We start from the raw sequence: 23,046 nt of genomic DNA on the forward strand, positions 1-23,046 counted from the left end.
TTTTAGTGAGAATTTTATAGAAGAAGGTATAGAAAAAGGAGACTGAAGTGCATTGGCAACTTTTTATGAATTTGGATTAAGCGACTCACTTGTTCGCGCATTAAGCAATATGGGATTTGAAGAGGCAACTGCCATTCAAGTTCAAACCGTTCCAGTAGCCCTGCAAGGCCGGGACTTGATTGGTCAGGCACAAACGGGGACGGGTAAGACAGCAGCATTTGGTATTCCCCTCATCGAAAGATTGGATGAGAAAAGCGGAAATATCCAGGGTGTTGTATTGACTCCAACCCGCGAGTTGGCAGTTCAGGTAGCAGAAGAGATCAATAAGATTGCCCAATTTAAAAACATCTCTGCTCTGCCTATTTACGGTGGTCAAGACATTACTCGGCAAATCAAGGCCTTGAAAAAACGTCCTCAAATCATCGTTGCGACACCGGGTCGCTTCATGGACCATATGAGAAGAAAGACCATTCGACTCGATTCCATTGAGATTGTGGTTTTGGATGAAGCCGACGAAATGCTGAACATGGGCTTTATTGACGACATTAAAGAAATTTTGCAGGAAGTGCCGGATAACCGTCAGACCTTGTTGTTCTCAGCAACAATGCCAAGAGCCATTCAAGAGATTGCTCAGCAATTTATGACGGAACCTACACTGATCTCGGTGAAAGCAAAAGAAGTAACTGTTCCTAACATCGAGCAGCAATATATGGAAGTAGCAGAAAAGCAAAAGTTTGATGTGCTGTGCCGTTTGCTGGACATTCACTCCCCTGAGCTGGCTATCATCTTCGGTAGAACCAAACGTCGTGTAGATGAGCTGTCTGAAGCGCTGACTAAGCGCGGCTATGGTGCGGAAGGTATTCATGGTGATTTGAATCAGGCAAAGCGCGACAGCGTCCTGCGCAAGTTTAAAGAGGGTACTATCGAAGTACTCGTCGCAACAGACGTAGCTGCACGCGGACTGGATATCAGCGGGGTTACCCACGTATTTAACTTTGATATTCCACAAGACTCCGAGAGCTACGTACACCGTATCGGTCGTACAGGACGTGCGGGTAAAACTGGTTTGGCCATCACTTTTGTGACCTCTCGCGAAATTGACCATCTGCGCCTGATCGAGCGTGCGACCAATCGCCGCATGGAGCGCCGCACTGTGCCAAGCATGGCGGAAGCATTGGAAGGGCAACAGCGCATGGCTGTGGACAAGATTTTGGAGGCTTCTGGACTAGACAATCTGTCCGCTTACAAAACTCTTGCAGAGCAATTGCTTGAGGATGTGGATTCCGTTACACTCGTATCTGCAGCACTCAAGCTGTTAACCAAAGAGCCAGATATGACACCAATTCGTCTGACAGAAGAAGCACCTCTTCGTGTTGGCAAGAAAAAGCTGCCACCAAAAGGCAGAGGCGGATTTGGTTCCGGCTTTGGCGGCAAGCGTCCGTCTCGCCCACGTAGCGGTGAATCCCGTCCGCGCAGTGGAGAATCCCGCCCTCGCAGTGGCGATTCTCGTCCACGCAGCGGTGACTCTCGTCCGCGTAGCTCCGAATCTGGCAGCAGACCATATAACAAACAACGCTAATCGAAAAAGACAAGGCCGATGCGATCTCAAACGCATCGGTCTTTTTTTTGTGATTATCACTCGGATGTTTTCCGAAGCCTGGTAACTGCTCTTTTCTCCTAGCTCATAGATGATCTAGGCAGTGTTGGAGAAGCTACTTATGACAAGGGATTACAGGTATATGCCAGTGGGTTATTAAGTTTTGGCAACAGCGAAACCGACAAATTCGCCTTTTGATTTTGTTGTGACACGTATGTAAACGCTTTATATTTGAGGCATGAACTACTTCTATTGAATCCTGTCAACATATGATCATTTTGTAAAAGGAGGGTCAACGTATGGCTAACGTGGCTACAAAGGACCAAGCCTCGGGAGGATTGCGCGTCTCGGTACAAAAGTTTGGTCGATTCTTAAGTGCGATGGTGATGCCAAATATCGGGGCGTTCATTGCATGGGGATTGATTACTGCACTGTTCATTCCGACAGGCTGGTTGCCTAATGAGGACATGGCCAAGCTGGTTGGGCCAATGATTACGTTTTTATTGCCGCTTCTGATTGGTTATACGGGCGGTAAAATGGTTCATGACGTTCGAGGCGGTGTCGTGGGTGCTGTTGCCACGATGGGGGTAGTGGTTGGTGCCGATATCCCGATGTTCTTGGGTGCAATGATTATGGGACCACTCGGCGGATGGGTCATCAAAAAGGTGGACCAGATGCTGGAAGGAAAAATACCTGCCGGGTTTGAAATGCTCGTAAACAACTTTTCAGCAGGGATTTTCGGAGGTTTGCTCACATTACTTGCTTTCAATGCAATCGGACCGGTTGTAGTCGGTTTAAGCAAGGCACTTGCAGCTGGTGTACAGGTGATCGTAAATGCTGGACTCTTGCCGCTCGCAAGTATTTTGATTGAACCGGCGAAGATCTTGTTCTTAAATAACGCCATTAATCATGGCATCCTGAGCCCGATTGGTCTGGATGAAGCTTCAAAAATTGGTCAGTCGATTTTCTTCCTGTTGGAGACAAATCCTGGCCCAGGTTTGGGAATCTTATTGGCATACTGGCTGGCTGGCAGAGGAAATGCGAAACAATCTGCTCCAGGTGCCATCATTATTCACTTCTTTGGCGGTATCCACGAGATTTACTTCCCGTACATCCTGATGAATCCACGCTTGATTCTTGCGGTAATCGGCGGTGGAATGGCTGGTGTATTCACCTTCACTTTACTGGGTGCGGGCTTGGTAGCGCCACCTTCTCCAGGCAGTATTTTTGCCTTGAGTGCGATGGCACCACGCGGGGGATTGCTGCCCGTACTGGCTGGCGTCGTAGCAGCGACTGTCGTTTCGTTCATCATTGCCTCTGCGTTCCTGAAAATGAGCAGCAAGAATGAGGAAGATGATATCGAGAAAGCAACGGAAAAAATGCAGGAGCTGAAAGGGAAAAAGCAGGAAAAAGTAGAAGAGGAAGAAATTGCAGCAACAGCAGCGCCTACAGCAATAGCAGCAACGGAAGCTGTGCTTGCCACAGACGTGAAAAAGGTCGTATTCTCGTGCGATGCAGGGATGGGATCAAGTGCGATGGGAGCTGCATCCTTGCGCAAGAAATTCAAAAGTGCAGGGCTGGAGCATATTACGGTGATCAACACCGCGATCAACGATATTCCACTTGATGCTGACATCGTTATTACGCACAAATCTTTGACCGAACGAGCACAAGTAAAAGCTCCTGATGCTGAGCATATTTCAATTGATAACTTCTTGAATAGTCCGGAGTATGACAAGTTGGTCAAACGCCTCGGTTAAGGGAATCAACGCTAGTGAGAGCTAGCGTCTTCCCTCTTTGCGTTAGGAGGGGGACAGAGCATGCAGATATCCTCGCGACAACGATCCATCGTAGAAGTTTTGATGCAGGAACAAAAAGGAGCAACGGTTGGGTACATTGCCGAGCATATCGGCGTGAGTGCCCGAACGATCCACAGGGAGCTCGAAGCAGTAGAAGAGCTGCTCGCGGAATATGGAATGAAGCTGAAGCGAAAAGCAGGAGCCGGTGTAGAAATCGTAGGGACAGAGGAGCAGAAGCAGAGCTTGCGGACTTCTGTCCTGCATCAGACGACGACCCAGTTTCCTGCCCAGGAGCGAAAGGTCATCATTCTCTGCTCGTTGCTGGAGGCATCTGAGCCTGTCAAGCTCATATCCCTGGCAATTGATTTGAAGGTAACGACAGCCACCATCAGCCATGATCTGGACGATCTGGAGGTCTTGCTTGCCCGGTATGAGCTATCCCTCTTGCGAAAACGAGGCTACGGTGTAGAGCTGCTCGGCACCGAGTCCTCGAAGCGGAGAATGATCAGCCGGTTGATCTCCGAGCATTTGGACGACCATGAAATGATTGGCGTAATCAAAGAAAACATTCAGAACAAGGCGCTTCGCAACATTGACTCAATCTCGGAGCGTTTGCTCGGTCTTATTGACCGGGAAAAACTGATCAAAGTCGAAAATGCTTTAAACAATTTGGAAGACGATCTCCCCTATCATTTGGCGGACAGTGCCTACATTGGCCTCGTTACCCATTTGGCACTGGCTGTCGAGCGGGTAGAAAAGGGAGAGAATATCCACTTTGACGAAAAAACCTTGAGCGAGTTGACTGACACAGCAGAGTACAAGGCAGCAGAGCGCATTATCGAAAGGCTCCAGCTCATGTTTCAGATGGAGATTCCTACTGCCGAGATCGGCTATATCACGATGCATTTACGTGGAGCCAAGCTGCGCCATTCGCAAGAGGAGTCTTTTTGGCCGGAAAATACAGAGCTGATGACTACGACCTACCGTTTGATCCAGCTATGCGAAGAGCGTTTGGGAGTACCCTTGAAAGAGGACTCATCGCTGTTTCATGGACTGCTGACACATCTGGAGCCTGCCTTGTACAGACTGAAGCGAAAGATGGAGATACGCAATCCGATTCTGGATCAAATCAAGAGCAATTACGATGAGCTGTTTATGGTCGTACAAGAGGCTGTGGCAGTAGTCTTCCCGCAGTTTGAGGTTCCTGAGGAGGAAATCGGTTATCTCGTAATGCATTTGGGAGCGGCTCTGGAAAGAACGCGGCAAGAACAGCAGCGTTACCGGGCACTCGTCGTTTGCTCGAGTGGGATTGGGTCCTCCAAGATTTTAGCCACTCGCATCAAAAAGGAAATTCCCGAGATTGTCAGCCTCCAAAATCTTTCCATGTTTGATTTGGGGGACATCCCGGCAAGTGAGTACGATCTCATCATCTCGACCATCCCGTTGCCACTCACGCCGATGGAATATGTGGTGGTCAGCCCGTTGCTGCCGCCGGATGACATTCAGAAAATCAAATTTCATCTTCATAGCACGGGAGAGAGACAGCCTGTATCAAAGGAAATGACCGTAGCATCCGCCAGGAAAAATCCGGTTGGACTGCTGCTGGAGATGCAAAATTACTCCCGCTACGCAAGCGATATCGTGGAGGGCTTGTGGGTGAGAGAATGGGATAACCGCGAGCTGGATTTACGTACGCTTTTAGGAAAAATGACTCAGGATTTACTGGAGAGCCAAGCAATACAGGCAGTTGATCCAGTCGTGCAGCAGCTGCTTGATCGGCAAAAGCTCGGGGGATTAGGTATCCCGGGTACTTCGATGGCATTGTTTCACGGTAGAAATGACCACGTCAAAAAAGTATCGTTTACCATTCACAGGCTACAGGAACCACTGCTGCTCAAATCGATGGATGACGAAGAAATGTCCATTCATTTGCTGCTGCTGATGCTCGGCCCGCGGGATGTACCACAAGAGGGCCTTGAAGTATTGAGTGAGCTCAGCTCGCTACTCATTGAAGAAGAATTGCAAAGCGTATTGGAGATAGGAGAAACACAGCAAATTGCTGATTATATAGCAGATCAATTGTATTCGTTTTGCTTGAAAAAGATAGGATGGGAGAGAACAAAATGAAAAACATACTGACAGCTGAGAAAATCATGTTGAATGCAAAGGTAGCAACCAAAGAAGAGGCGATCCGACTGGCGGGCGATTTGCTCGTGAAGGCTGGTCATGTGACTTCCGCTTATGTAGAGAAAATGCAGGAGCGCGAGCAGCTCGCTACAACCTATATTGGAAGCGGCGTTGCCATTCCGCACGGCACGAACGAGTCGAAGCAGGAAATCCAATCTACAGGAATTTCGATTGTCCAGGTTCCTGAAGGGGTTGATTTCGGAGAAGGAAATATCGCTTACTTGCTGGTGGGAATTGCGGCAGTTGGGGATGAGCATTTGGAGGTACTCTCCAATATCGCGATCATTTGCTCCGAGGAGGAAAACGTCAAACGAGTTGTGCAAGCGACGTCTGCTGCCGAGATTATCGACCTGTTCTCCGAGGAGGTGTGATCGCGTATGCTAGCTGTCCATTTTGGAGCAGGAAACATCGGTCGAGGTTTTATTGGTCAATTGCTGTATCAGGCTGGCTATGAGGTCGTGTTCGTCGACGTTAACACAGCTCTGGTCGATGAGCTGAATCAGCGAAAAGCGTATCGGGTACAGCTGGCTGCTGCAGGAAAACCTGAGTCAGTAGTAGAAAATGTCAGTGCACTCCAAGGTGCTGATGTGGAAGCTGTTGCCCAGGCAATCGCTAACGCGGATCTCGTTACGACTGCAGTAGGTCCGCATATTCTCCCTCATATCGCGAGTGCGATCGCAGCAGGAATTTCGAAAAGGCTAGCAACTTCTGAGCGACCACTGAATGTCATTGCCTGCGAGAATATGATCGGGGGCAGTGCAGCGCTGCGGGAGCATGTTTACGGATTTTTACCAGAGGCAGATCGGGCGTTGGCCGCAGCGAAAATCGGTTTTCCCAATGCCGCTGTAGACAGGATTGTACCTTTGCAGCAGCACGATGACAAACTGTTGGTTATGGTGGAGCCGTTTTTTGAATGGGCGGTAGATCAATCGCAGGTTGTCGGGGAAAAGCCGCAGGTAGCGGGACTCACGTATGTCGATGATCTGGCACCTTATATTGAACGAAAACTGTTCACGGTAAATACCGGGCATGCAGTCATTGCTTATTTGGGCTATCAAATGGGCTATGCAACAATCGACGCAGCTATCCAAAATGCTGAGATTGCTAAAGCGACACGAGGAGCATTGGGCGAGACGAGTGCCTTGCTAGTAATCAAGCACGGCTTTGACGAACAAGAGCATCAGCGCTACGTAGAAAAAATACTCGAGCGGTTTACGAATCCAATGCTGTCCGATGAGGTTACCCGCGTGGGGCGCTCACCAATCCGCAAGCTTTCTGCGCAAGATCGTCTGGTCGGTCCAGCGCTTCAATGTACCAGGCATGGGATTACTCCCGATTATTTAGGCTTGGCTATCGCAGCCGCACTTGAGTTCGACTATCCAGAAGATGCAGAAGCGGTGCGTATACAATCAGACAAGAATGAGTTTGGCTGGGAACAAGCATTACACAATTGTACAGGTATTCCGGCAGGTCATTCGCTAGAAGAAGTGGTACGTAAGCAGGCTCGTCTGTTACAGGAATGGACGAGTACGCACCTTAGGAGAGGTGAGTGATGGTATGTCGCAAAAAATCATAGGGGTAAAGGCTTCTGCTGGAATCGCAATCGGCAAGGCATTTTTGCTGGCGGCTCCTGATTTTCACATCAAAATGGTTGCCACCTCCGACACTGCTCGTGAGATCAAACGTTTCGAAGAGGCATTGGAGAAGGCAAAACATGATTTGGAAGGCATCGTAGAACGTGTTGAGCGAGAAATGGGTGCTGACCATGCGGATATTTTCAAGGCTCATCTCCTCGTACTCGAAGACCCAGAGCTGCTCGATACGGTGAAGGGCAAGATTGAACAGGAAAAGGTCAACGCTGAGAGTGCTGTAAGCGACGTAGCCCAGGTCTTTATCGGTCTGTTCGAACAAATGGATGATGAATACATGCGTGAGCGAGCAGCCGATATTCGTGATGTGACCAAGCGTATCGTGTCCCATTTGCTCGGAATTGCATTTTCTGGTCCGGGAGAGCTTACAGAAGAAGTCATTGTGGTAGCGGAGGATTTGACTCCCTCTGATACGGCGCAGCTCGATCGTCGATTTGCCAAAGGCTTTGTGACAGATATTGGCGGACGTACGTCGCATTCCGCGATTATGGCGCGTTCGCTGGAGATTCCTGCAGTTGTAGGCACGCGTGTCATTACAAGCACAGTCGAATCGGGCGTGATGATGATTTTGGACGGAGATGAAGGGATTGCCATCATCGATCCAACCGCGGAAGAATTGGCTGCCTATAAATGCAAGCAAGCCGAGCATGCTGGGCAAAGGACAGAGCTGGCAAAGCTGGTGCATGAGAAGACGGTGACAGCTGACAACCATCACGTTGAGCTGGCAGCGAATATCGGAAGTCCAAATGATTTGGCTGGTGTACTTGCCAACGGTGCAGAAGGGGTCGGACTTTTCCGTACCGAATTTCTCTATATGGGTCGCGAGAACTTCCCAACAGAAGAAGAGCAGTTTCTTGCTTATAAACAAGTGCTGGAGCAAATGGGCGAAAAGCCGGTCGTCATTCGTACACTCGATATCGGTGGAGATAAGCAGCTCTCCTATTTACCGATGCCAGAGGAAATGAACCCGTTCCTCGGATTCCGTGCGATCCGTCTGTGTCTGGACAATCAGGAGTTATTCCGTACCCAGCTACGGGCGTTATTGCGCGCCAGTGTTTATGGCAACCTGAAGATCATGTTCCCAATGATTGCGACGCTGGAGGAATTCCGACAGGCCAAGCAAATTCTTGAGGAAGAGAAAAAAGGTTTGCAAGAGAAAGGTGTCGCTGTATCTGATCGCTATGAAGCGGGTATTATGATTGAGATCCCTGCGGCAGCAATGATGGCAGATCAGTTTGCGCGGGAAGTAGACTTTTTCAGCATCGGCACCAATGATTTGATTCAATATACGATGGCTGCGGATCGCATGAATGAGCGCGTCTCCTATCTCTATCAGCCGTACCACCCTGCTGTTCTGCGCTTGATTTACAACGTCATCAAGGCAGCACACGCCAACGGCAAGTGGGTGGGAATGTGCGGAGAGATGGCAGGAGATTCGATTGCAATACCGATCCTGCTGGGCTTTGGACTTGATGAATTCAGCATGAGTGCGGGAAGTATTTTGCCAGCACGTCAGCAAGTAAGCCGTCTTTCCCTAGAGGAAGTGACGAAGCATACGGAAGCGATTTTATCCATGAGCACGTCAGAGCAAGTGGAAGCGTTCGTTAAGAGTGTGCTCGATAAGAAAGACATCTAAGGAGGTACACCACGATGGTTGAAAAGAAAATTGTAGTTCAGTTATCGCATGGTCTGCATGCACGACCTGCTGCTACGTTTGTAAAAGTGGCTGCTTCGTTTTCAAGTGAAATCAAAATCGTGAAAAAAGAAAAGACCGTCAATGGAAAGAGCATCATGGGCATCATGGCCTCCGCAATTGCAAAAGGTGAAGAAATTACACTGATTGCCGATGGAGCAGACGAGCAGGAAGCCATCAGCGCACTTGAAAAGGTGCTTTTGGAGCAAGAATAAGACAAAATGATTCAGGCAGCCGCCTTCAAGAGGAAGGGGCTGCTTTTTTGCGTTGTCCACAGTTGAGGTTATCCACAAACACTTAGCCCGGTGTAATTCGTTTCAGGTTGCGCTGCTCTTCCAACAATGCTGCCATTTGCTTGCGGACTTGTTTGGTATAGGGTGTCACGTAGGCTGGATATACCAAATTACGTGCTTCCAAAGGGTCAGTTGTCAGATCGTACAATTCATATTCGTCGGGGATGTCTTCGTTTGTTTGCCCGAGTGCATTTTCACATGCGTAATACCGGGAATATTTCCACAAGCCTTCTCTTCCGTCGTGATAGAGCCGGGCGATCACCGTTTCTATACGGTTTGGCGGTATAACAGCGTGATACGGCTGTAAAAATATGCTGACCTGATGCTGGCCTTTGGTCACATCGTCATCGGTCATGTAATAGAGACACTCCGGCTCGGGTGGACTAGCGGAGTCTTCACCGAGAACCAGGGGGGCAAGATCGCGGCCAACGAGAGGTCGGGATTCGCTATGGGTTTGCTTGAGCTGTTCGGTGATTGCGGGAGTATTTGCGCCAATCAGACCTAATAGGGTGGGGAGGATATCTATATGGCTTGTCAGTTGGTCTGTGTAAAAGTGCTGTGGAAAAAGCATGGGACTGTGGATAATAAACGGAACATGGATGCTCTCCTCGTACGCGCAATAAAATTTTTGATGGAGATTGCCGTGCGCTCCCAAAAGATCACCGTGATCGGATGTAAAAATAATGATCGTTTCGTTGTACAAGGAAGAGCGGGAAATCGCCTCAAGCACATGCATCATTTCTTGATCGGCGTTTTGTTGAAGCTGAAAATACAGGCGGCGATAAAACTCGTTGTCAGAGATCGGCTGAAAAGCCTGTGGAAAAACATCGCGATAGCTTGCCTGACAGCGAGGCTTCGTGACAAGTGACTCATAATGAGTAGGCGGTGGAGGGATATCTGGTATGGAATCATCAACGTGAAACCGAAAAAAGGGGAGATGAGCAGTTACATCGCCATACAAGACAATGTCGTGTGGATTGACAAAAGAGGCAACAAGCAGCCAGGGCTGGTACGAGTCAGAACGATCCAGCATTTGTTTTTCCTGATCAAGCTGCTGGATGAGTCGAACGACCTCCATGCGATAAATGATATCTCTGCCGTTGACTCCAATCCCTGCGGATGATCCTGAGTTGTGAGGTGCCCTTCCGTGTGGCTCCGGACCGATCCAGCCGGAAAACCCATACCCGTCCAGCCGGTTAGCCAGCAAATACAGGCGCTCTTTTTCCGGGTCAGGCACTCCGGTGCCGGGTGTATAGCTGAGAACAGATGTATGGGTGCCGGGTATCCAAATGTCGGGATCAGAAAAATGCCACTTCCCTTTGTAGTACGTTCGGTAGCCTGCTGCCCGGAAATAGTCACCCATGGTAGGAACGGTATTTCTGTCTAACCAGAACATATCACTGTCTGCCGAGCGCTTGGCCGCTCCAGTGGTCTGGGAAACCCCGTGCAAGGAAGGGTATTGCCCTGTGAATAATGTCGCTCTGCTTGGGGAGCAGGCAGTAGCTCCGACGTAATGATTGGTGAATTCAAGTCCGTGCTTGCGTAAAAAGGAATGGGCGTGGAGCGTTTCCTGTCTCCATGCGGTAATCTCCGGTTCTTCATACACAGGTGGATAACGTTCCTCATCCACCATGATGAACAAAATATTGGGTCGCGAAAAAAACGGTTTTTTCAACATGTGGATGCCCCCGTGAAAAGATAATCACATCTTTATCAACATATGGGGATAACCTTTGTCCTTATCCACAAAACAGAACGTCGAGACGTTTTTCACAGAAAAAATCTTCGCCCAAGCAAATATCAGGCGAAGAGCTGGAGAAATTTTCTAGATTAAAATATACGACAAGATGGAGAGCAGAACTGACGTGATTGACATGGCAATCAGTGGACGTGCCGCTTTTGTGCGAAGTGCACGTAAATTCACGTTCAGACCAAGTCCAACCATAGCCATCGTCAAAACAAAAGTCGTTACATTGGCTACGCCCGTATTAAATGCTTCGGAAACCGGAATCTGTTTGCCGAGAACATAGCTGCCGAAAAGACTCATCACAAGAAACCCGATCAAAAACCAAGGAAATTCAATTTTGGTACCGCTTTGAATTTTTCCGGTTCGTTTCATCCAGAACATCAAGATAAAGCAGAGTGGAACCAGCAGCAGGACGCGGCCCAATTTTGCCAAAAGCCCGATTGCCAGGCCATCCTGTCCAGCAGGTGCAGCAGCAAGAGCGACATGAGCAATCTCATGCAGACTAATTCCGGACCACATCCCGTAATCTAGCGCAGAGATGGGTAAAAACGGGCGCAGGATGGTATAGCCGACTGCAAACACCGTTCCGACTAAAGCGATGATCCCAACGCCGATTGCGGTGTCCTCGTCCTTTGCCTGAATGATAGGGGAAACGGCGGCGATAGCTGCTGCCCCGCACACTCCGGTACCCACTCCGAGCATGAGGGAGAGGGATGGCTCGGCCTTCAGCCATTTCGCGAGCAGCATTGTCAGAGCGATGGCGAAAACAATCACACCTACGTCATAGACGAGTAAACCGAGACCTTGATGAAGCACGACGTCAATATTCAGCTTAAGACCGTACAGAATAATGGCGAGACGCAATAAACGTTTGGCGGAGAATTGAATCCCTGATCGCAATGCCTCGGGATATCCCCAAAACTGCCGGTAGGCGACCGCAATCAGGATCGCACAAGCCAAAGGACCGACACGGTCAAAGCCAGGAACACGCGATAAACCATAACCAAGCAGGGCAACTACAAAAGTAAAGGCGATGCCGCCGATCCATAAGGAGAGGGGAGAGGCTTTGCTTCCCTGGGGTTTTTCGGGCTGTGCAGCTGCATTGCTGCTGTTCAATGGCACGCTGTCTTTGAACTGGGTGGCCACTGTCATCACTCCTTGAAAAGATTTACAACCTCAGAATAAAACAATTGTTATAATAAGAAAAATAAATCATTACAATAATCACGATAAGTAATTGCCTATTATAAAAATGAACGGGGTGATGCAGTATGGATCAGCAGTTACTCGTTTTTGTGACAGTGGCAGACAGACAAAACTTTTCACGAGCAGCAGAAGAACTGCATATGACCCAGCCTGCTGTCAGCCAGTACATACTTTCTTTGGAGCGCGCGGTGGGAACGAAGCTTTTGGAGCGCAGCAACAAGTATGTTCGGCTGAATAAGGCAGGAGAGATCGTCTACCATCACGCACGGGAGATTCTCGGGCTGTACACACGCATGCAGAGTCTGGTGGACGATCTGATGAACACGCCAAGCGGTCATTTGACTATTGGTGCCAGTTACACCTATGGCGAATACGTGCTGCCTCATGTCATTGCGCGTATGCGGCAGCACTATCCACTGATCACGCCTACGATAACGATCCACAATTCCACTGTGATCACCGAGCTGGTCGCGAACCGGCAATTGGATGTAGGTATTGTAGAGGGAGAGTTTTTACAAGAAAAAATGTGTGTCGAGCCATTTGCCGATGATCGCATGTACCTGATTGTTTCTCCGGCGCACCCTTTGGCAAAAAAAGAAGAGGTTAACGTCTCTGAGTTGCTGGATGAAACATGGATTGTTCGCGAAGAAGGGTCAGGAACGAGAGAAGCTGCGGAAAAAATGTTTCGCATGCTGCAGATTCAGCCCAAAAAACAGATGGAATTCGGGAGTACCCAAGTCATTAAAGAAGCTGTAGAAGCTGGTCTCGGCATTAGCTTGCTATCGTATTGGGCGATCCGCAAAGAACGCAAGCTGGGTACGCTTTGCACACTAAAGGTAGCGGGTACACCAGTCACGCGGGATTTTTCCTTGGTGACGAAAACGAAAGAGTTTCATACAAAAGCATTAGACATTTTTATGGATCTCATACGCACTCATTTGCCGGAAGGGACTTATATGTAATAAAGAAGCCGTACGCGTCGTTGCATACGGCTTCTTTTCGTGCTGTCATGTAGTTGGCGTAGATCGCCCAAGAGTAAGGCGGAAAGTCGTTCCGTCTGGAGAGCTTTGCAAAAGTTCCACGTTGCCGTGATGGGCTTTAGCGAGCAGTCTGGAAATCGTCAGTCCCAAACCTAACCCATGCTTCTTCTTTCGTTTGCTATCCCCGCGATAATACCGTTCGAAAATGAACGGCGCTTCTGAATCAGAGATACCCTTGCCATTGTCTATCACATCGATAATAAGCTGATTCCCCTGCTGTTCCCCGAGGATTTGAATTGTCGACGCTTTGGCGGCGGCGCTGTTCCCAACCAAATTGAGCAAGATTTGCTTAAAGTGTGATTCATCCCCGATCCAGGTGAGACTGGATGGTTGTAGCGAAGCGTTGATTTCTATTTCTGCAAAGGCAGGCAGCGTGTTCATCTGAGAAATCATCTGATTCAATAGCTCGGATACATTCATTTCCTTATGCTCGACATGGACGGCTCCTGCCTCCATCGAGGAGAAGTCGAGCAGGTCGTTTACCATCGTTTGCAGGCGCTTGGCTTCGTCCATGCTGATTTGCATGAATTCATCCGCATCTGGTCCGCTTACAACGCCGTCTTTCACTGCCTGTATCATGCCACGTATAGATGTGACCGGGGTCCGCAGCTCATGTGAGACTCCTGCGAGCAAATCCGTGCGCATCCGTTCCAGCTGTCCCAGGCGATTGGCCATCTCATCGAACGAGACGATCAACTGACTGATTTCTGACTCCTTGATTCGCGAAGCATCAGGCAAAGCAGGTTCATAGTTGCCAGCAGAAATCTGCTCAGCAGCCAGTGCCAGTTGTCGTAGCGGATGGGTCAGTGAGCGCGAGAGCACATAAACGATGCCCCAGCCACACAACGTAATGATTCCGATGGAGATCATGATAGTGATATACGTATGAACGAGATCATTGTTGAGCCGCGTGCTTACATAATACGTTCCGGCTACTTCGTTTCGCTGATAGTAGGGTACACCTACACGCAGCCAGGTTGCGTCATCTGTAGGGATGATTTCGCGTGTTTCCATTTTTTTATTGGCTGGGGTAATCGGTGTGGGCAGCACAACCTTTGCTGCAGGAGTCACTGCAGTCATATTTTGAGTTATCGGTTGAGTGGTCAGCAAGTTGAATCGATTAGAGATTTGAACCACATGATCCATTGGAATGTCGGGCATGGCCGTCGCAGCAAAAGCAGTTGATGTTGTTGGAACCGCTTGACCTGATTGGACCATCGAAATCGAGGGTTGCAGTGTTGCTATAGGTGAAATCGTGATTGTTTTTGCGAAAGCCACCTTGGAATAGGAATCTGCTAATAGCTGCGTTCTCGCTTCCAATACAGCAAACTGCTGCTCTGTGGCATTTTTATTAATCCAGTAAATGCCGAAAAAGCCAATCCCGAGCAGCATGATCGACAAAATCATCGCATAGCGCCAGGTCCAGTAGCGCAAGAGAGGCACTGGCGACTTGGGCTTAGAGCCTCGTTTAATAAACACGTAGACTGTACCCCATTCCTCTGATTGTAGTGATTTCACCCTCGGTGCCGGGCCACTGCTGCAAGCTCTTGCGCAAGCGTTTGACAGCAGTATCCACAGCGCGATCTCCCCCATCAAAATCCATTCCCCATACCTGGTCCAAGAGTTGATCCCGACTGAAGCATTGGTTGGGATGGCGTGCCATAAAAGCAAGCAGCTGCCAGTCACGTGGCATCAAGGAAACAGGTTCTTTTCCGAGGAGTACGTTCTGTGCAGAGAAGTCAATGGTCAGCGTGCCAAGTCTTATGGTGTCGGCTTCAGCGAGGTAGGAGGAACGCCGCAGCACTGCTTGTACTCTGGCAAGAACCTCTTCGGGATCAAAAGGCTTGGCAATATAGTCATCTGCGCCTTGGGCCAAGCCTTGGAGCTTGTCAGGCACCGTCCCGCGGGCCGTTATAATGATCACGGGGCAGCTGTTGTATTGACGAATTTGCTCCAGAATGTCCAAGCCGTCGTGGTCCGGGAGCATGAGATCAAGCAAAACCAGATCGGGTCTCCAGGAAAGAAAGGTCTGGACAGGGTCCTGATTTCCGTCATTCCAATTAACTTCATAGCCGGCTCGTTGCAGATAGACCTGCATCAAGCGAGCAATCGGCATTTCATCTTCAATGATATAAATTCGTTTCACGCGTTCACGACCTCTTTTCTAACCGGACCATATTGGATTGATATCATCATAGCAAGGCAATGGAGGAATTGGGTCTACCATCATTTGTTAAGGAGTGAATTTATCAACCATACAAACATGGATGTTCTATTGTACGTGGTCTGTGTGTCTGAAATATGGCGAAGCTGTTCGATTGTGTGGTTCGTTGACAAGATTAAGAAGGAAGAGGTAGACTATAGATGGCTAATAGTTAATGCTTTTAACTATTAGTAGTCTTAAGTTATTTGTGAAAAGAGGTGTCGACCCAGCCAAGATGAGAGAGCGGGACGAACTATCCAAATTACTATCAAGCATGGTTCACAAGTTTATCATTTCGTATGGAAAGATTTTGGACAGTGACATGTCGGGTTCTCAGGTGTATATCCTGGAAATTTTGGCAGAGGAAGGTGCTGTGAAAAGCTCGGAGCTCGCTGAAAGACTGTTCATCAGCTTGCCTGCCGTCACAAATCTAGCTAATAAACTAGTGAAAAAAGGATATATCGAACGACAAATTCCAGAAACAGATCGACGTGTTACGCTACTTGCCATAACTCCCTTGGGCCAGGAAATTCTCGACATGATCAACAATCGTTATGCAACGTTGACAGATGCACTATGGGCCAATTTTTCCGATGAAGAGCTAGGTGAGCTGCTCCAATCCTATAAGAAGATGGTAGCAAACCTCGAGGAACATCAAAAACATAAGGAGTGACATGACATGACCAATCAACAAGGACAAGTTGCTGTAGTAACAGGTGCAGGAAGCGGAATGGGACGTGCTACAAGCCTGAAGCTGTCTGAAATGGGTATGAAGCTGGTGCTGGTCGATTTCAATCAGCAAACTGGTGAAGAAACACTCGCTTTGATTAAGGAAAAAGGCGGAGAAGGCATTTTTGTTCAAGCAAATGTAGCAGAATCCGCTGACGTACAAAACTATGTAAACAAGGCGTTGGAAGCATACGGCCAGATCGACGTATTTTTTAATAATGCGGGAATTATTCAAAAGCCATATTTGCTCGCGGATATCCCGGAATCCGAGTTTGACCGCATCTTGGCGGTGAATCTTAAAGGAGTGTTCATGGGCTTGAAATACGTCATTCCGGTAATGGTGAAGCAGGGCTCTGGTTCGATTATCAATACGGCGTCCACAGCAGGCTTGAAAAGCGAGCACAGCATGTCTGTTTACTCTGCTAGCAAGCATGCGGTTGTCGGCATTACCAAGGGAGCTGCATTGGAGTATGCCAAAACGGGCGTGCGCATCAACGCCGTCTGCCCTGGTGGTGTAACAACCAGCCTCGTAGCAGGTCTGGAACAAACGATCAAAGAAACAGGCAATGTGCCTGACATCCAATTCCCACGCATTGGTCGCATGGCCGAAGCGGATGAAGTAGCGAATGTAGTAGCCTTCCTGGCTTCGCCTGGCTCCAGCTATATGACTGGTTCCATTGTGACGATTGATGGCGGTCTTACCCTGTAATTCTACCGCTTGCAAGCAAAATGCCTTTGACAAGTTTTTGTGTCAAAGGCATTTTGTTATTTATACAAAGCCCGTATCGCCAGGGGCGGCGCTGGTTTTCTCTGGTTGATTATTTCTTGGTTGCAGGAGTTGTTGGTACCATTTTGGTGATTTTGCCTTCCTTTTCGAGCTGAGCAATTAGTTCTTCAACCGTGATGCCTTTTTCCTTTGCGAGTTGATTCAAATCGATAACTGTTGCAAATGGGACAGCAGTTGAGAGGTCACCGGCCTCACCATTCAGTTCGATTCTTTCCATCATTACTGCTTTAGAAGAGTCGCCCTCCGTATTCTGCGCAGCTTCTGTCGTTGGGAGAGCCTTTATGATCTTTCCTTCTTTTTCGAGCTCCGTGATCAGCTCTTCCACAGTGATCCCTTTTTCTTTTGCCATTTCTTCCAAACTAATCGCTTTTGTGAGAGAGAAGGAAGCATTTCCTTGCTCATCATTCATATTGAAGATTGCGGTCATCGCTACATTGTTTTCACCATTAGCTGGATCGATTTTTGCGTCAACTACAGCTAATCCTTTAACGATTTTTCCTTCTTTTTCAAGCTGAGCAATCAGTTCCTCTACCGTGATGCCCTTTTCTTTCGCCATTTGCTCCAGGCTGATGGCAGGTGCCGCTGTTGTAAGGTTTAGCATCTTCATTTGGGCAGTGCCTTCGATTTTTTCAGGTGCTTTTTCAGCAGCGAATGCGGAGCCTGCCATTGCGGATACTGCGAGAGCCATTACTGTCATTGCGATTTTCTTTTTCATGTGAGTTTCCTCCTTGGGATTCCATCCTGTATGGTGTTGAGCCAGCTTTCGGTCTTGCCCGTCCCGGCTACACAACAAAGATAATCCGCGCATGTGTCCGTTAAATGGCCGAGTTTAGAAAAAGTGATGGAACGGATTGATTCTGGCCAAATGACAGACAAAAAGGAAATTACAGACTCGTCGTTAGTAAATACAAGCCTGTAAACAGCAGAATAACGTAGGTGAGAATTTGGAATATTCGCTGGCTGATCTTTTTAAATAGAAGCTGTCCAAGGAGAATTCCGGCAAAAAGGGCAGGCAGCGCGATGAGGGAAGAAAGCCAAATCTCTTTATTTGTACCGGCAAAACAGACTTGCATGATCAGGCTGATCAAATAAATAAACAAATAGTAGGCAAGTGTCGTACTGCGAAGTGTTTCCTTTTTGGTACCAACTCCTGCAAAATAAAGCAGCAGTGGTGGTCCTGGTATCCCGATGCTTGTTGTGAGTAAACCCGAGATTGCTCCTGTAGCGTAATCTTTCTTTTTCGTTTGAGCGATTGTCATCTTAAGGATTAAAAGAATCGTGGAGATGCAAATAAGGGCACCGACAACCATTTTGAGTAAAGCGACATCGACGTACAAATAGATCATGATCCCGGGAATCAGCCCGATCAGGCTACCGCGAATCAATCTGCCGAGCAGGATCGTGTCTATCTCATGCCTGATCTTGTAAATCATGAAAACAGAAATGCAAAGAGACAGGATAATATTGATTTGGATGGCACTATGGGCCGGGTAGAGCAGAAATAAAAAAGGAGTCCCAATAATGGAAAAGCCATAGCCTGTACTTGTTTGTAACAATGCCGCAAACAGGACGATCGAAACGAGCATCATCCAGTCATTCATCGTGAACATTCCTCCCTGTGTTTTATCGTTAGAATAGGTCCATTTTATAGTTGTCGATTCATTTGGTAAAATCAAAAGATGCGGAATTTGGAAAGTGACAGGTAAGCGAAAACGCTTGCAATTTTCCCGCCATTGTCTTACATTAGAGACACGGATAAGAATACAACATTTTGTTTTGTTTCTTATTCAACAAGTGAACAAACAAAAGGCGAAGGTGCCATGAACATGAGGAGTTTTTCCTATGTTCTTGACACCTTTTTTTGTGTTTTGAAAAGGGAAGTAGTTGTTTGAAAGGAGTGACACGCATGGAAAAACCAATTCGAGCGACGCCGCTTGCGATCCGGCTGATTCCCAATGTCGATCCTCAATTCGCGGAGAAGCTGAACCTGCCTTCGCATATTCGAAGCCTGGGTCTTTTGACTTCTACGATTGATGATGTGGGATATACAGCGATCGATGAGGCGACGAAAAAGGCAGCTGTGGAAGTTGTTTATGCCAAGTCGTTTTATGCGGGCTCCGGTCACGCTTCTGGTCCGTTATCCGGCGAGTTCATCGGGATGATTGGAGGAGCGACGCCATCGGAGGTACAGAGCGGTCTGGATGCAGCCGTTGCATTCATGGAAAGCGGAGCATGCTTTTATTCTCTAAATGAAGAAGGAACACATGCGTATTACGCCCATGTCGTGTCGCGGACTGGAAGCTATTTATCCCAGTTGGCGGGAATTCCAGAAGGGGAGCCGCTCGCCTATTTGATCGCTCCACCATTGGAAGCCATGTACGGCATTGATGCAGCTCTCAAGGCAGCAGACGTGCAAATGGTGCAGTTTTTTGGACCGCCTACGGAAACCAACTTCGGGGGAGCGCTTTTAACAGGTAGCCAGTCTGCTTGCACAGCAGCGGCAGATGCATTTGCCACTGCCGTTAGAAGTGTCGCGGAGCAACCTGTAAAACTTTAAAGGGATCTTCCCTCGTGTACTTTCGGGTAGTTTACTTTCGCTAACGCGATAAAGGATGCAAGTATAGTAAAACGAAGGCTTTCGCTATTGGAGTTGGCGATAAGCTAAGTTTTTCCAACAGTATCGGAGAGGATAGACGTCATGCTGTTCTTCCCGATATTGCAAGAACAACCTACCTCTAAAACGCGGTCGTTCCTCCGTGATCAGGCCTCGATAGAGGTTTTCTAAAAGGGGAGGACATATAAATGCGCGCTCATGCATACTCACTTGGCATGATTGAAACATTGGGCCTGCCCGCTCTTATCGCTGCCGCAGATGCTGCCGCCAAGGCCGCAGATGTCAAGGTAGCGACATATGAAGGAGCGGATGGCGGAATCGTCACCGTGTATGTAATCGGTGATGTATCCTCGGTACAAGCGGCTGTCGATGCCGGAGCGGACGCAGCGAGACGTGTCGGACGATTGCTCCACTCTCACGTCATCCCGCGCCCGGATGAAAGTGTACCGAAAATGATCAAGAACCTGTTGAAACCACCCGTACAGGAAGAGGTAAAGCCAGAGCCGGCACAAGCACAATCTGCATCCGCTCTTGCTGAACAATCGATCAACGATCTGCGCAAGCTGGCGCGTTCGTATGCAGATTTCCCTCTTACCACAAATGAAATCAATACAGCGAAAAAAGAAGATCTCGTTCGCCTGCTCGAGGAAAAGCAACAAGGCGGAGGTGAGCAAGTCTAATGACACTGGATGCTGATTTATACTCCATACAGGAAGTGCGCACCTATTTGGCTCAGGCCAAGGAGGCACAAGCCAAGCTCGCTTCTTACACGCAGGAACAAATCGATGCGATCGTAGCGGCGATGTCCAAAGCGGGCGTCGAGGCAGCAGAACGACTGGCCGCAATGGCAGTGGAAGAGACAGGCTTTGGTAACATCCCCGACAAACGGATGAAAAACCTGTTTGCTTCCCAGGACGTTTACGCTTGGATCAAAGATCAAAAAACGGTCGGCATCGTAGGCAAGGACGAGGAAAACAAAGTATGGGAAGTGGCACAGCCGTTCGGGGTTGTCGCGGGTATCGTACCATCCACGAACCCTACGTCCACTGTTATTTTCAAATCGATGATTGCCCTCAAGGCACGCAATGCGATCGTCTTCAGTCCACACCCGTCCGCAGCCAAATGTACGCTGGAAGCAGCGCAGCTGATGGCGAAGGCAGCCGTGCAGGCTGGAGCACCAGAAGGCTTGATCCATTGCGTGAGCAAGCCAACGCTCCCGGCTACCAACGAGCTGATAAAGCACAAGCTGACGAACGTCATCCTGGCTACAGGTGGATCAGCAATGGTACGGGCTGCTTACAGCTCCGGTAAGCCAGCTTATGGCGTGGGACCGGGCAACGTACCGGTTTACATCCACCACAGTGCAGACTTGGCGGCAGCTGCCAAACGAATCGTACGGAGCAAAACGTTTGACTACGGTACGATTTGTGCTTCGGAACAGGCGCTGGTGATTGAAGAAACGATCAAGCACCAAATGATCGCAGCATTGAAGCGAGAAGGAGCATATTTCCTCGATGAGCATGAAAAAGAGCGCGTAGCTGCTATTATCATGGTCAACGGCTCGCTTAATGCAAAAATTGTAGGTCGCTCTCCGCATGTGATTGCGCAGATGGCTGGCATTTCCATCCCGGCTGATACACGCGTGCTGATCGCTGAGGAAAGCTGCGTTGGAAAGGCGTATCCGCTGTCCGTAGAAAAGCTGGCTCCGATCCTCGCATTGTATACCGTTCAGGATGGGACAGAGGCATTTGCACGTTGCCGCGAGCTATTGGAGCATGGTGGTCTGGGACATACAGCGGGTATCCACGCTACAGACGAAAACGTCATTGCGTCCTATGGCCAAGCAATGCCAGCATCCCGCATCCCGGTTAATACCGGTACGACCTTCGGAGGAATTGGCGCCACAACCGGCATTCAGCCATCCTTTACACTTGGTTGCGGTTCGTTTGGAGGCAACATCACTTCAGACAACATCGGACCTAAGCACCTGTTCAACATCAAGCGCATTGCGTTTGGCGTAAGAGAGATGCCAGAGTCCCAGCCAGTACAGACACAAGCGGCTTCCCCAGCGGAAGAAGCGGTTCTGCAGGCTGTCTCGTCGATGAATGTCGGTCTGAGCCGTGATGAGATCAAAAATATTATCAAATCTGTTTTGACTGAAATGACGTCTTAACAAACAGATTTCAAAAAGCCCGCGAAATATGGCGGACTTTTGAACGTATAGGAATTTATAAGCGTGAAGCTTATGAATTCCGGAGCGAATGGCAAGGTACCTCAGCGTTCGCTCCCGGCATTATTTCGGTGAAACTTTCCGCTAAACGCGGTCGCTCCTCTTTGAGGAGGCAGCGATAGAGGTTTTCTTAATAACAGCATTAACTACTAAAAATATGTCCATACATTTAAGGAGGAAATGAATCATGGCTGGAGAAATGTCCGCATTGGGAATGGTAGAAACAAAAGGTTTGGTAGGAGCAGTAGAAGCTGCTGACGCAATGGTTAAAGCAGCAAACGTTAAACTGATTGGTAAAGTACACGTAGGTGGCGGTCTCGTCACAGTAATGGTTCGCGGTGATGTAGGTGCAGTAAAAGCTTCCACGGACGCAGGTGCCGCTGCTGCCGAAAAAGTGGGCGAACTCGTATCTGTACACGTCATCCCACGCCCTCATGGCGACATTGAACTGATCTTGCCTAAGCTCGAAGGGTAATCCTCGATGGCAGTCATTACAGAAGCATCCCTTAGAGCGATGCACAAAACAGGCATACCAAACCCCTTTCTCTTAGAGAAAGGGGATAAAATAACACCCGCAGCGGCAGATTTCTTGAAAGGAAGAGGGATTGAAGTGAAATCGTTTGAAGAACATCAGCAGCCTTCCACCAATCAAGCTGCCGAGGCAGTACGTGAAATTCCCCTGGGCGTATCCAATCGTCACGTCCATTTGTCACCGGAAGATGTGGAAAAACTGTTTGGAGCAGGACATGAACTGACGCCTATGCGCGATCTGTCCCAACCAGGTCAGTTTGCTTGCCAGGAGACCGTTACGATTGTAGGACCAAAAGGCAGCATCCACGGGGTTCGTATCCTCGGTCCGGCGCGTGGAGCGACACAAGTAGAAATCTCTCGCACAGACGGCTTTGCACTGGGTGTTCATGCACCTGTACGGATGTCTGGAGATATCGAAGGTACACCGGGTCTGGTACTCGTCACGGCAAAAGGCACAGTCATGCTGGACAAAGGCGTAATTGTAGCCAAGCGGCACGTTCATATGTCCCCAGAGGAAGCACAAAGCTTTCAAGTAAATGATGGCGATACGCTGATCCTCGCGACACAGAGCGACCGCCCTATTATCTATCCGGATGTGGTCGTTCGCGTTCATCCGCGATTTGCGCTCGATTTCCATGTGGATTTGGATGAAGGGAATGCCGCTAATTTGAAAACGGGCGACCGGGTAAAAGTGATCGGCAAAAACGGCCAGTTTTACTCCGGCTAACGGAGGTAGAGCTT

Annotated in this window: 21 protein-coding genes; 15 read left to right on the forward strand and 6 right to left on the reverse strand. The window is 48.8% G+C overall.

Translation table 11 applies throughout. From position 1 onward, the window contains the following. Window positions 1–52 precede the first annotated feature (52 nt). The 7 genes from cshA (at window position 53) to ADS79_RS23215 (ending at window position 9,140) form a co-directional block, all read left to right on the forward strand. A complete protein-coding gene (cshA, locus tag ADS79_RS23185; RefSeq protein WP_049740711.1) occupies window positions 53–1,579 on the forward strand; it encodes a degradosome RNA helicase CshA in 1,527 nt (508 codons plus the stop codon). Between the two features lie 317 nt (window positions 1,580–1,896). Then, window positions 1,897–3,357, forward strand: coding sequence for a PTS mannitol transporter subunit IIBC (locus ADS79_RS23190; RefSeq protein ID WP_049740712.1), 1,461 nt, complete (start codon window positions 1,897–1,899; stop codon window positions 3,355–3,357). A 60-nt stretch (window positions 3,358–3,417) separates the two neighbouring features. Beyond that, the gene (locus tag ADS79_RS23195) at window positions 3,418–5,523 is read left to right on the forward strand and encodes a BglG family transcription antiterminator (RefSeq protein ID WP_049740713.1); all 2,106 of its coding nucleotides are present in this window, start codon (window positions 3,418–3,420) and stop codon (window positions 5,521–5,523) included. Then, window positions 5,520–5,954 (forward strand): PTS mannitol transporter subunit IIA, encoded by a 435-nt coding sequence (locus ADS79_RS23200; protein ID WP_049740714.1) that lies wholly within the window; start codon window positions 5,520–5,522, stop codon window positions 5,952–5,954. Before ADS79_RS23195 ends, ADS79_RS23200 begins: the two co-directional genes overlap by 4 nt. Window positions 5,955–5,960: 6 nt before the next feature. Continuing rightward, window positions 5,961–7,136, forward strand: coding sequence for a mannitol-1-phosphate 5-dehydrogenase (locus tag ADS79_RS23205; RefSeq protein WP_049740715.1), 1,176 nt, complete (start codon window positions 5,961–5,963; stop codon window positions 7,134–7,136). 4 nt (window positions 7,137–7,140) lie between these two features. Further along, entirely contained in the window at window positions 7,141–8,868 is a 1,728-nt protein-coding gene (ptsP, locus tag ADS79_RS23210) for a phosphoenolpyruvate--protein phosphotransferase (protein WP_049740716.1), read from the forward strand. Window positions 8,869–8,882: 14 nt separating this feature from the next. Continuing rightward, a complete protein-coding gene (locus ADS79_RS23215) occupies window positions 8,883–9,140 on the forward strand; it encodes an HPr family phosphocarrier protein (RefSeq protein WP_049740717.1) in 258 nt (85 codons plus the stop codon). An 82-nt stretch (window positions 9,141–9,222) separates the two neighbouring features. Here ADS79_RS23215 and ADS79_RS23220 read toward each other — a convergent pair whose 3' ends face one another. After that, complete coding sequence (locus ADS79_RS23220) at window positions 9,223–10,896, reverse strand: sulfatase family protein (protein WP_049740718.1); 1,674 nt, start codon at window positions 10,894–10,896, stop codon at window positions 9,223–9,225. Window positions 10,897–11,043: 147 nt separating this feature from the next. Then, window positions 11,044–12,111, reverse strand: a complete 1,068-nt coding sequence (locus tag ADS79_RS23225; RefSeq protein WP_049740719.1) for a YeiH family protein — start codon at window positions 12,109–12,111, stop codon at window positions 11,044–11,046. A 125-nt stretch (window positions 12,112–12,236) separates the two neighbouring features. Here ADS79_RS23225 and ADS79_RS23230 point away from each other — a divergent pair, with 125 nt between their 5' ends. Next, entirely contained in the window at window positions 12,237–13,133 is an 897-nt protein-coding gene (locus ADS79_RS23230) for a LysR family transcriptional regulator (RefSeq protein ID WP_049740720.1), read from the forward strand. Window positions 13,134–13,178: 45 nt separating this feature from the next. Here the strand turns inward: ADS79_RS23230 and ADS79_RS23235 are convergent, their stop codons facing one another. Both ADS79_RS23235 and ADS79_RS23240 read right to left on the reverse strand, forming a co-directional pair. Further along, window positions 13,179–14,690, reverse strand: a complete 1,512-nt coding sequence (locus ADS79_RS23235; RefSeq protein ID WP_049740721.1) for a sensor histidine kinase — start codon at window positions 14,688–14,690, stop codon at window positions 13,179–13,181. Beyond that, window positions 14,680–15,357, reverse strand: a complete 678-nt coding sequence (locus tag ADS79_RS23240; protein WP_049740722.1) for a response regulator transcription factor — start codon at window positions 15,355–15,357, stop codon at window positions 14,680–14,682. Before ADS79_RS23240 ends, ADS79_RS23235 begins: the two co-directional genes overlap by 11 nt. Window positions 15,358–15,649: 292 nt before the next feature. Here ADS79_RS23240 and ADS79_RS23245 point away from each other — a divergent pair, with 292 nt between their 5' ends. Both ADS79_RS23245 and ADS79_RS23250 read left to right on the forward strand, forming a co-directional pair. Beyond that, on the forward strand, window positions 15,650–16,087 hold the full coding sequence (locus ADS79_RS23245; RefSeq protein ID WP_049740723.1) for a MarR family winged helix-turn-helix transcriptional regulator: 438 nt from the start codon (window positions 15,650–15,652) through the stop codon (window positions 16,085–16,087). 6 nt (window positions 16,088–16,093) lie between these two features. Then, window positions 16,094–16,852: an SDR family NAD(P)-dependent oxidoreductase gene (locus ADS79_RS23250; RefSeq protein WP_049740724.1), complete on the forward strand. Its 759-nt coding sequence runs from the start codon at window positions 16,094–16,096 to the stop codon at window positions 16,850–16,852. Window positions 16,853–16,961: 109 nt separating this feature from the next. On the opposite strand, the gene ADS79_RS23255 is transcribed toward ADS79_RS23250, so the two are convergent. Both ADS79_RS23255 and ADS79_RS23260 read right to left on the reverse strand, forming a co-directional pair. Continuing rightward, the gene (locus ADS79_RS23255) at window positions 16,962–17,645 is read right to left on the reverse strand and encodes a hypothetical protein (RefSeq protein ID WP_049740725.1); all 684 of its coding nucleotides are present in this window, start codon (window positions 17,643–17,645) and stop codon (window positions 16,962–16,964) included. Between the two features lie 169 nt (window positions 17,646–17,814). Next, on the reverse strand, window positions 17,815–18,531 hold the full coding sequence (locus ADS79_RS23260; RefSeq protein WP_049740726.1) for a sulfite exporter TauE/SafE family protein: 717 nt from the start codon (window positions 18,529–18,531) through the stop codon (window positions 17,815–17,817). 305 nt (window positions 18,532–18,836) lie between these two features. Here ADS79_RS23260 and eutL point away from each other — a divergent pair, with 305 nt between their 5' ends. The 5 genes from eutL to pduL all read left to right on the forward strand — a co-directional run bounded on the left by eutL (window position 18,837) and on the right by pduL (window position 23,032). Then, on the forward strand, window positions 18,837–19,487 hold the full coding sequence (gene eutL / locus ADS79_RS23265; RefSeq protein ID WP_049740727.1) for an ethanolamine utilization microcompartment protein EutL: 651 nt from the start codon (window positions 18,837–18,839) through the stop codon (window positions 19,485–19,487). 245 nt (window positions 19,488–19,732) lie between these two features. Further along, entirely contained in the window at window positions 19,733–20,224 is a 492-nt protein-coding gene (locus tag ADS79_RS36505; protein ID WP_049740728.1) for a BMC domain-containing protein, read from the forward strand. After that, complete coding sequence (locus ADS79_RS23275) at window positions 20,224–21,717, forward strand: acetaldehyde dehydrogenase (acetylating) (protein WP_084766034.1); 1,494 nt, start codon at window positions 20,224–20,226, stop codon at window positions 21,715–21,717. The genes ADS79_RS36505 and ADS79_RS23275 overlap by 1 nt, the downstream gene beginning before the upstream one ends. A 244-nt stretch (window positions 21,718–21,961) precedes the next feature. Further along, window positions 21,962–22,249: an ethanolamine utilization microcompartment protein EutM gene (eutM, locus tag ADS79_RS23280; RefSeq protein ID WP_005827515.1), complete on the forward strand. Its 288-nt coding sequence runs from the start codon at window positions 21,962–21,964 to the stop codon at window positions 22,247–22,249. A 6-nt stretch (window positions 22,250–22,255) separates the two neighbouring features. Next, a complete protein-coding gene (gene pduL, locus ADS79_RS23285; RefSeq protein WP_049740729.1) occupies window positions 22,256–23,032 on the forward strand; it encodes a phosphate propanoyltransferase in 777 nt (258 codons plus the stop codon). Window positions 23,033–23,046: the final 14 nt, after the last annotated feature.

It is taken from the genome of Brevibacillus reuszeri (assembly GCF_001187725.1).
GTDB lineage: Bacteria > Bacillota > Bacilli > Brevibacillales > Brevibacillaceae > Brevibacillus > Brevibacillus reuszeri.

Coding starts and splice junctions, on each gene's coding strand:
- ADS79_RS23190 (WP_049740712.1), top strand. CDS start 1,897: ATGGCTAACGTGGCTACAAAGGACCAAGCCTCGGGAGGATTGCGCGTC.
- ADS79_RS23195 (WP_049740713.1), top strand. CDS start 3,418: ATGCAGATATCCTCGCGACAACGATCCATCGTAGAAGTTTTGATGCAG.
- ADS79_RS23200 (WP_049740714.1), top strand. CDS start 5,520: ATGAAAAACATACTGACAGCTGAGAAAATCATGTTGAATGCAAAGGTA.
- ADS79_RS23205 (WP_049740715.1), top strand. CDS start 5,961: ATGCTAGCTGTCCATTTTGGAGCAGGAAACATCGGTCGAGGTTTTATT.
- ptsP (WP_049740716.1), top strand. CDS start 7,141: ATGTCGCAAAAAATCATAGGGGTAAAGGCTTCTGCTGGAATCGCAATC.
- ADS79_RS23215 (WP_049740717.1), top strand. CDS start 8,883: ATGGTTGAAAAGAAAATTGTAGTTCAGTTATCGCATGGTCTGCATGCA.
- ADS79_RS23220 (WP_049740718.1), bottom strand. CDS start 10,896: ATGTTGAAAAAACCGTTTTTTTCGCGACCCAATATTTTGTTCATCATG.
- ADS79_RS23230 (WP_049740720.1), top strand. CDS start 12,237: ATGGATCAGCAGTTACTCGTTTTTGTGACAGTGGCAGACAGACAAAAC.
- ADS79_RS23245 (WP_049740723.1), top strand. CDS start 15,650: ATGAGAGAGCGGGACGAACTATCCAAATTACTATCAAGCATGGTTCAC.
- ADS79_RS23250 (WP_049740724.1), top strand. CDS start 16,094: ATGACCAATCAACAAGGACAAGTTGCTGTAGTAACAGGTGCAGGAAGC.
- ADS79_RS23255 (WP_049740725.1), bottom strand. CDS start 17,645: ATGAAAAAGAAAATCGCAATGACAGTAATGGCTCTCGCAGTATCCGCA.
- ADS79_RS23260 (WP_049740726.1), bottom strand. CDS start 18,531: ATGAATGACTGGATGATGCTCGTTTCGATCGTCCTGTTTGCGGCATTG.
- eutL (WP_049740727.1), top strand. CDS start 18,837: ATGGAAAAACCAATTCGAGCGACGCCGCTTGCGATCCGGCTGATTCCC.
- ADS79_RS36505 (WP_049740728.1), top strand. CDS start 19,733: ATGCGCGCTCATGCATACTCACTTGGCATGATTGAAACATTGGGCCTG.
- ADS79_RS23275 (WP_084766034.1), top strand. CDS start 20,224: ATGACACTGGATGCTGATTTATACTCCATACAGGAAGTGCGCACCTAT.
- eutM (WP_005827515.1), top strand. CDS start 21,962: ATGGCTGGAGAAATGTCCGCATTGGGAATGGTAGAAACAAAAGGTTTG.
- pduL (WP_049740729.1), top strand. CDS start 22,256: ATGGCAGTCATTACAGAAGCATCCCTTAGAGCGATGCACAAAACAGGC.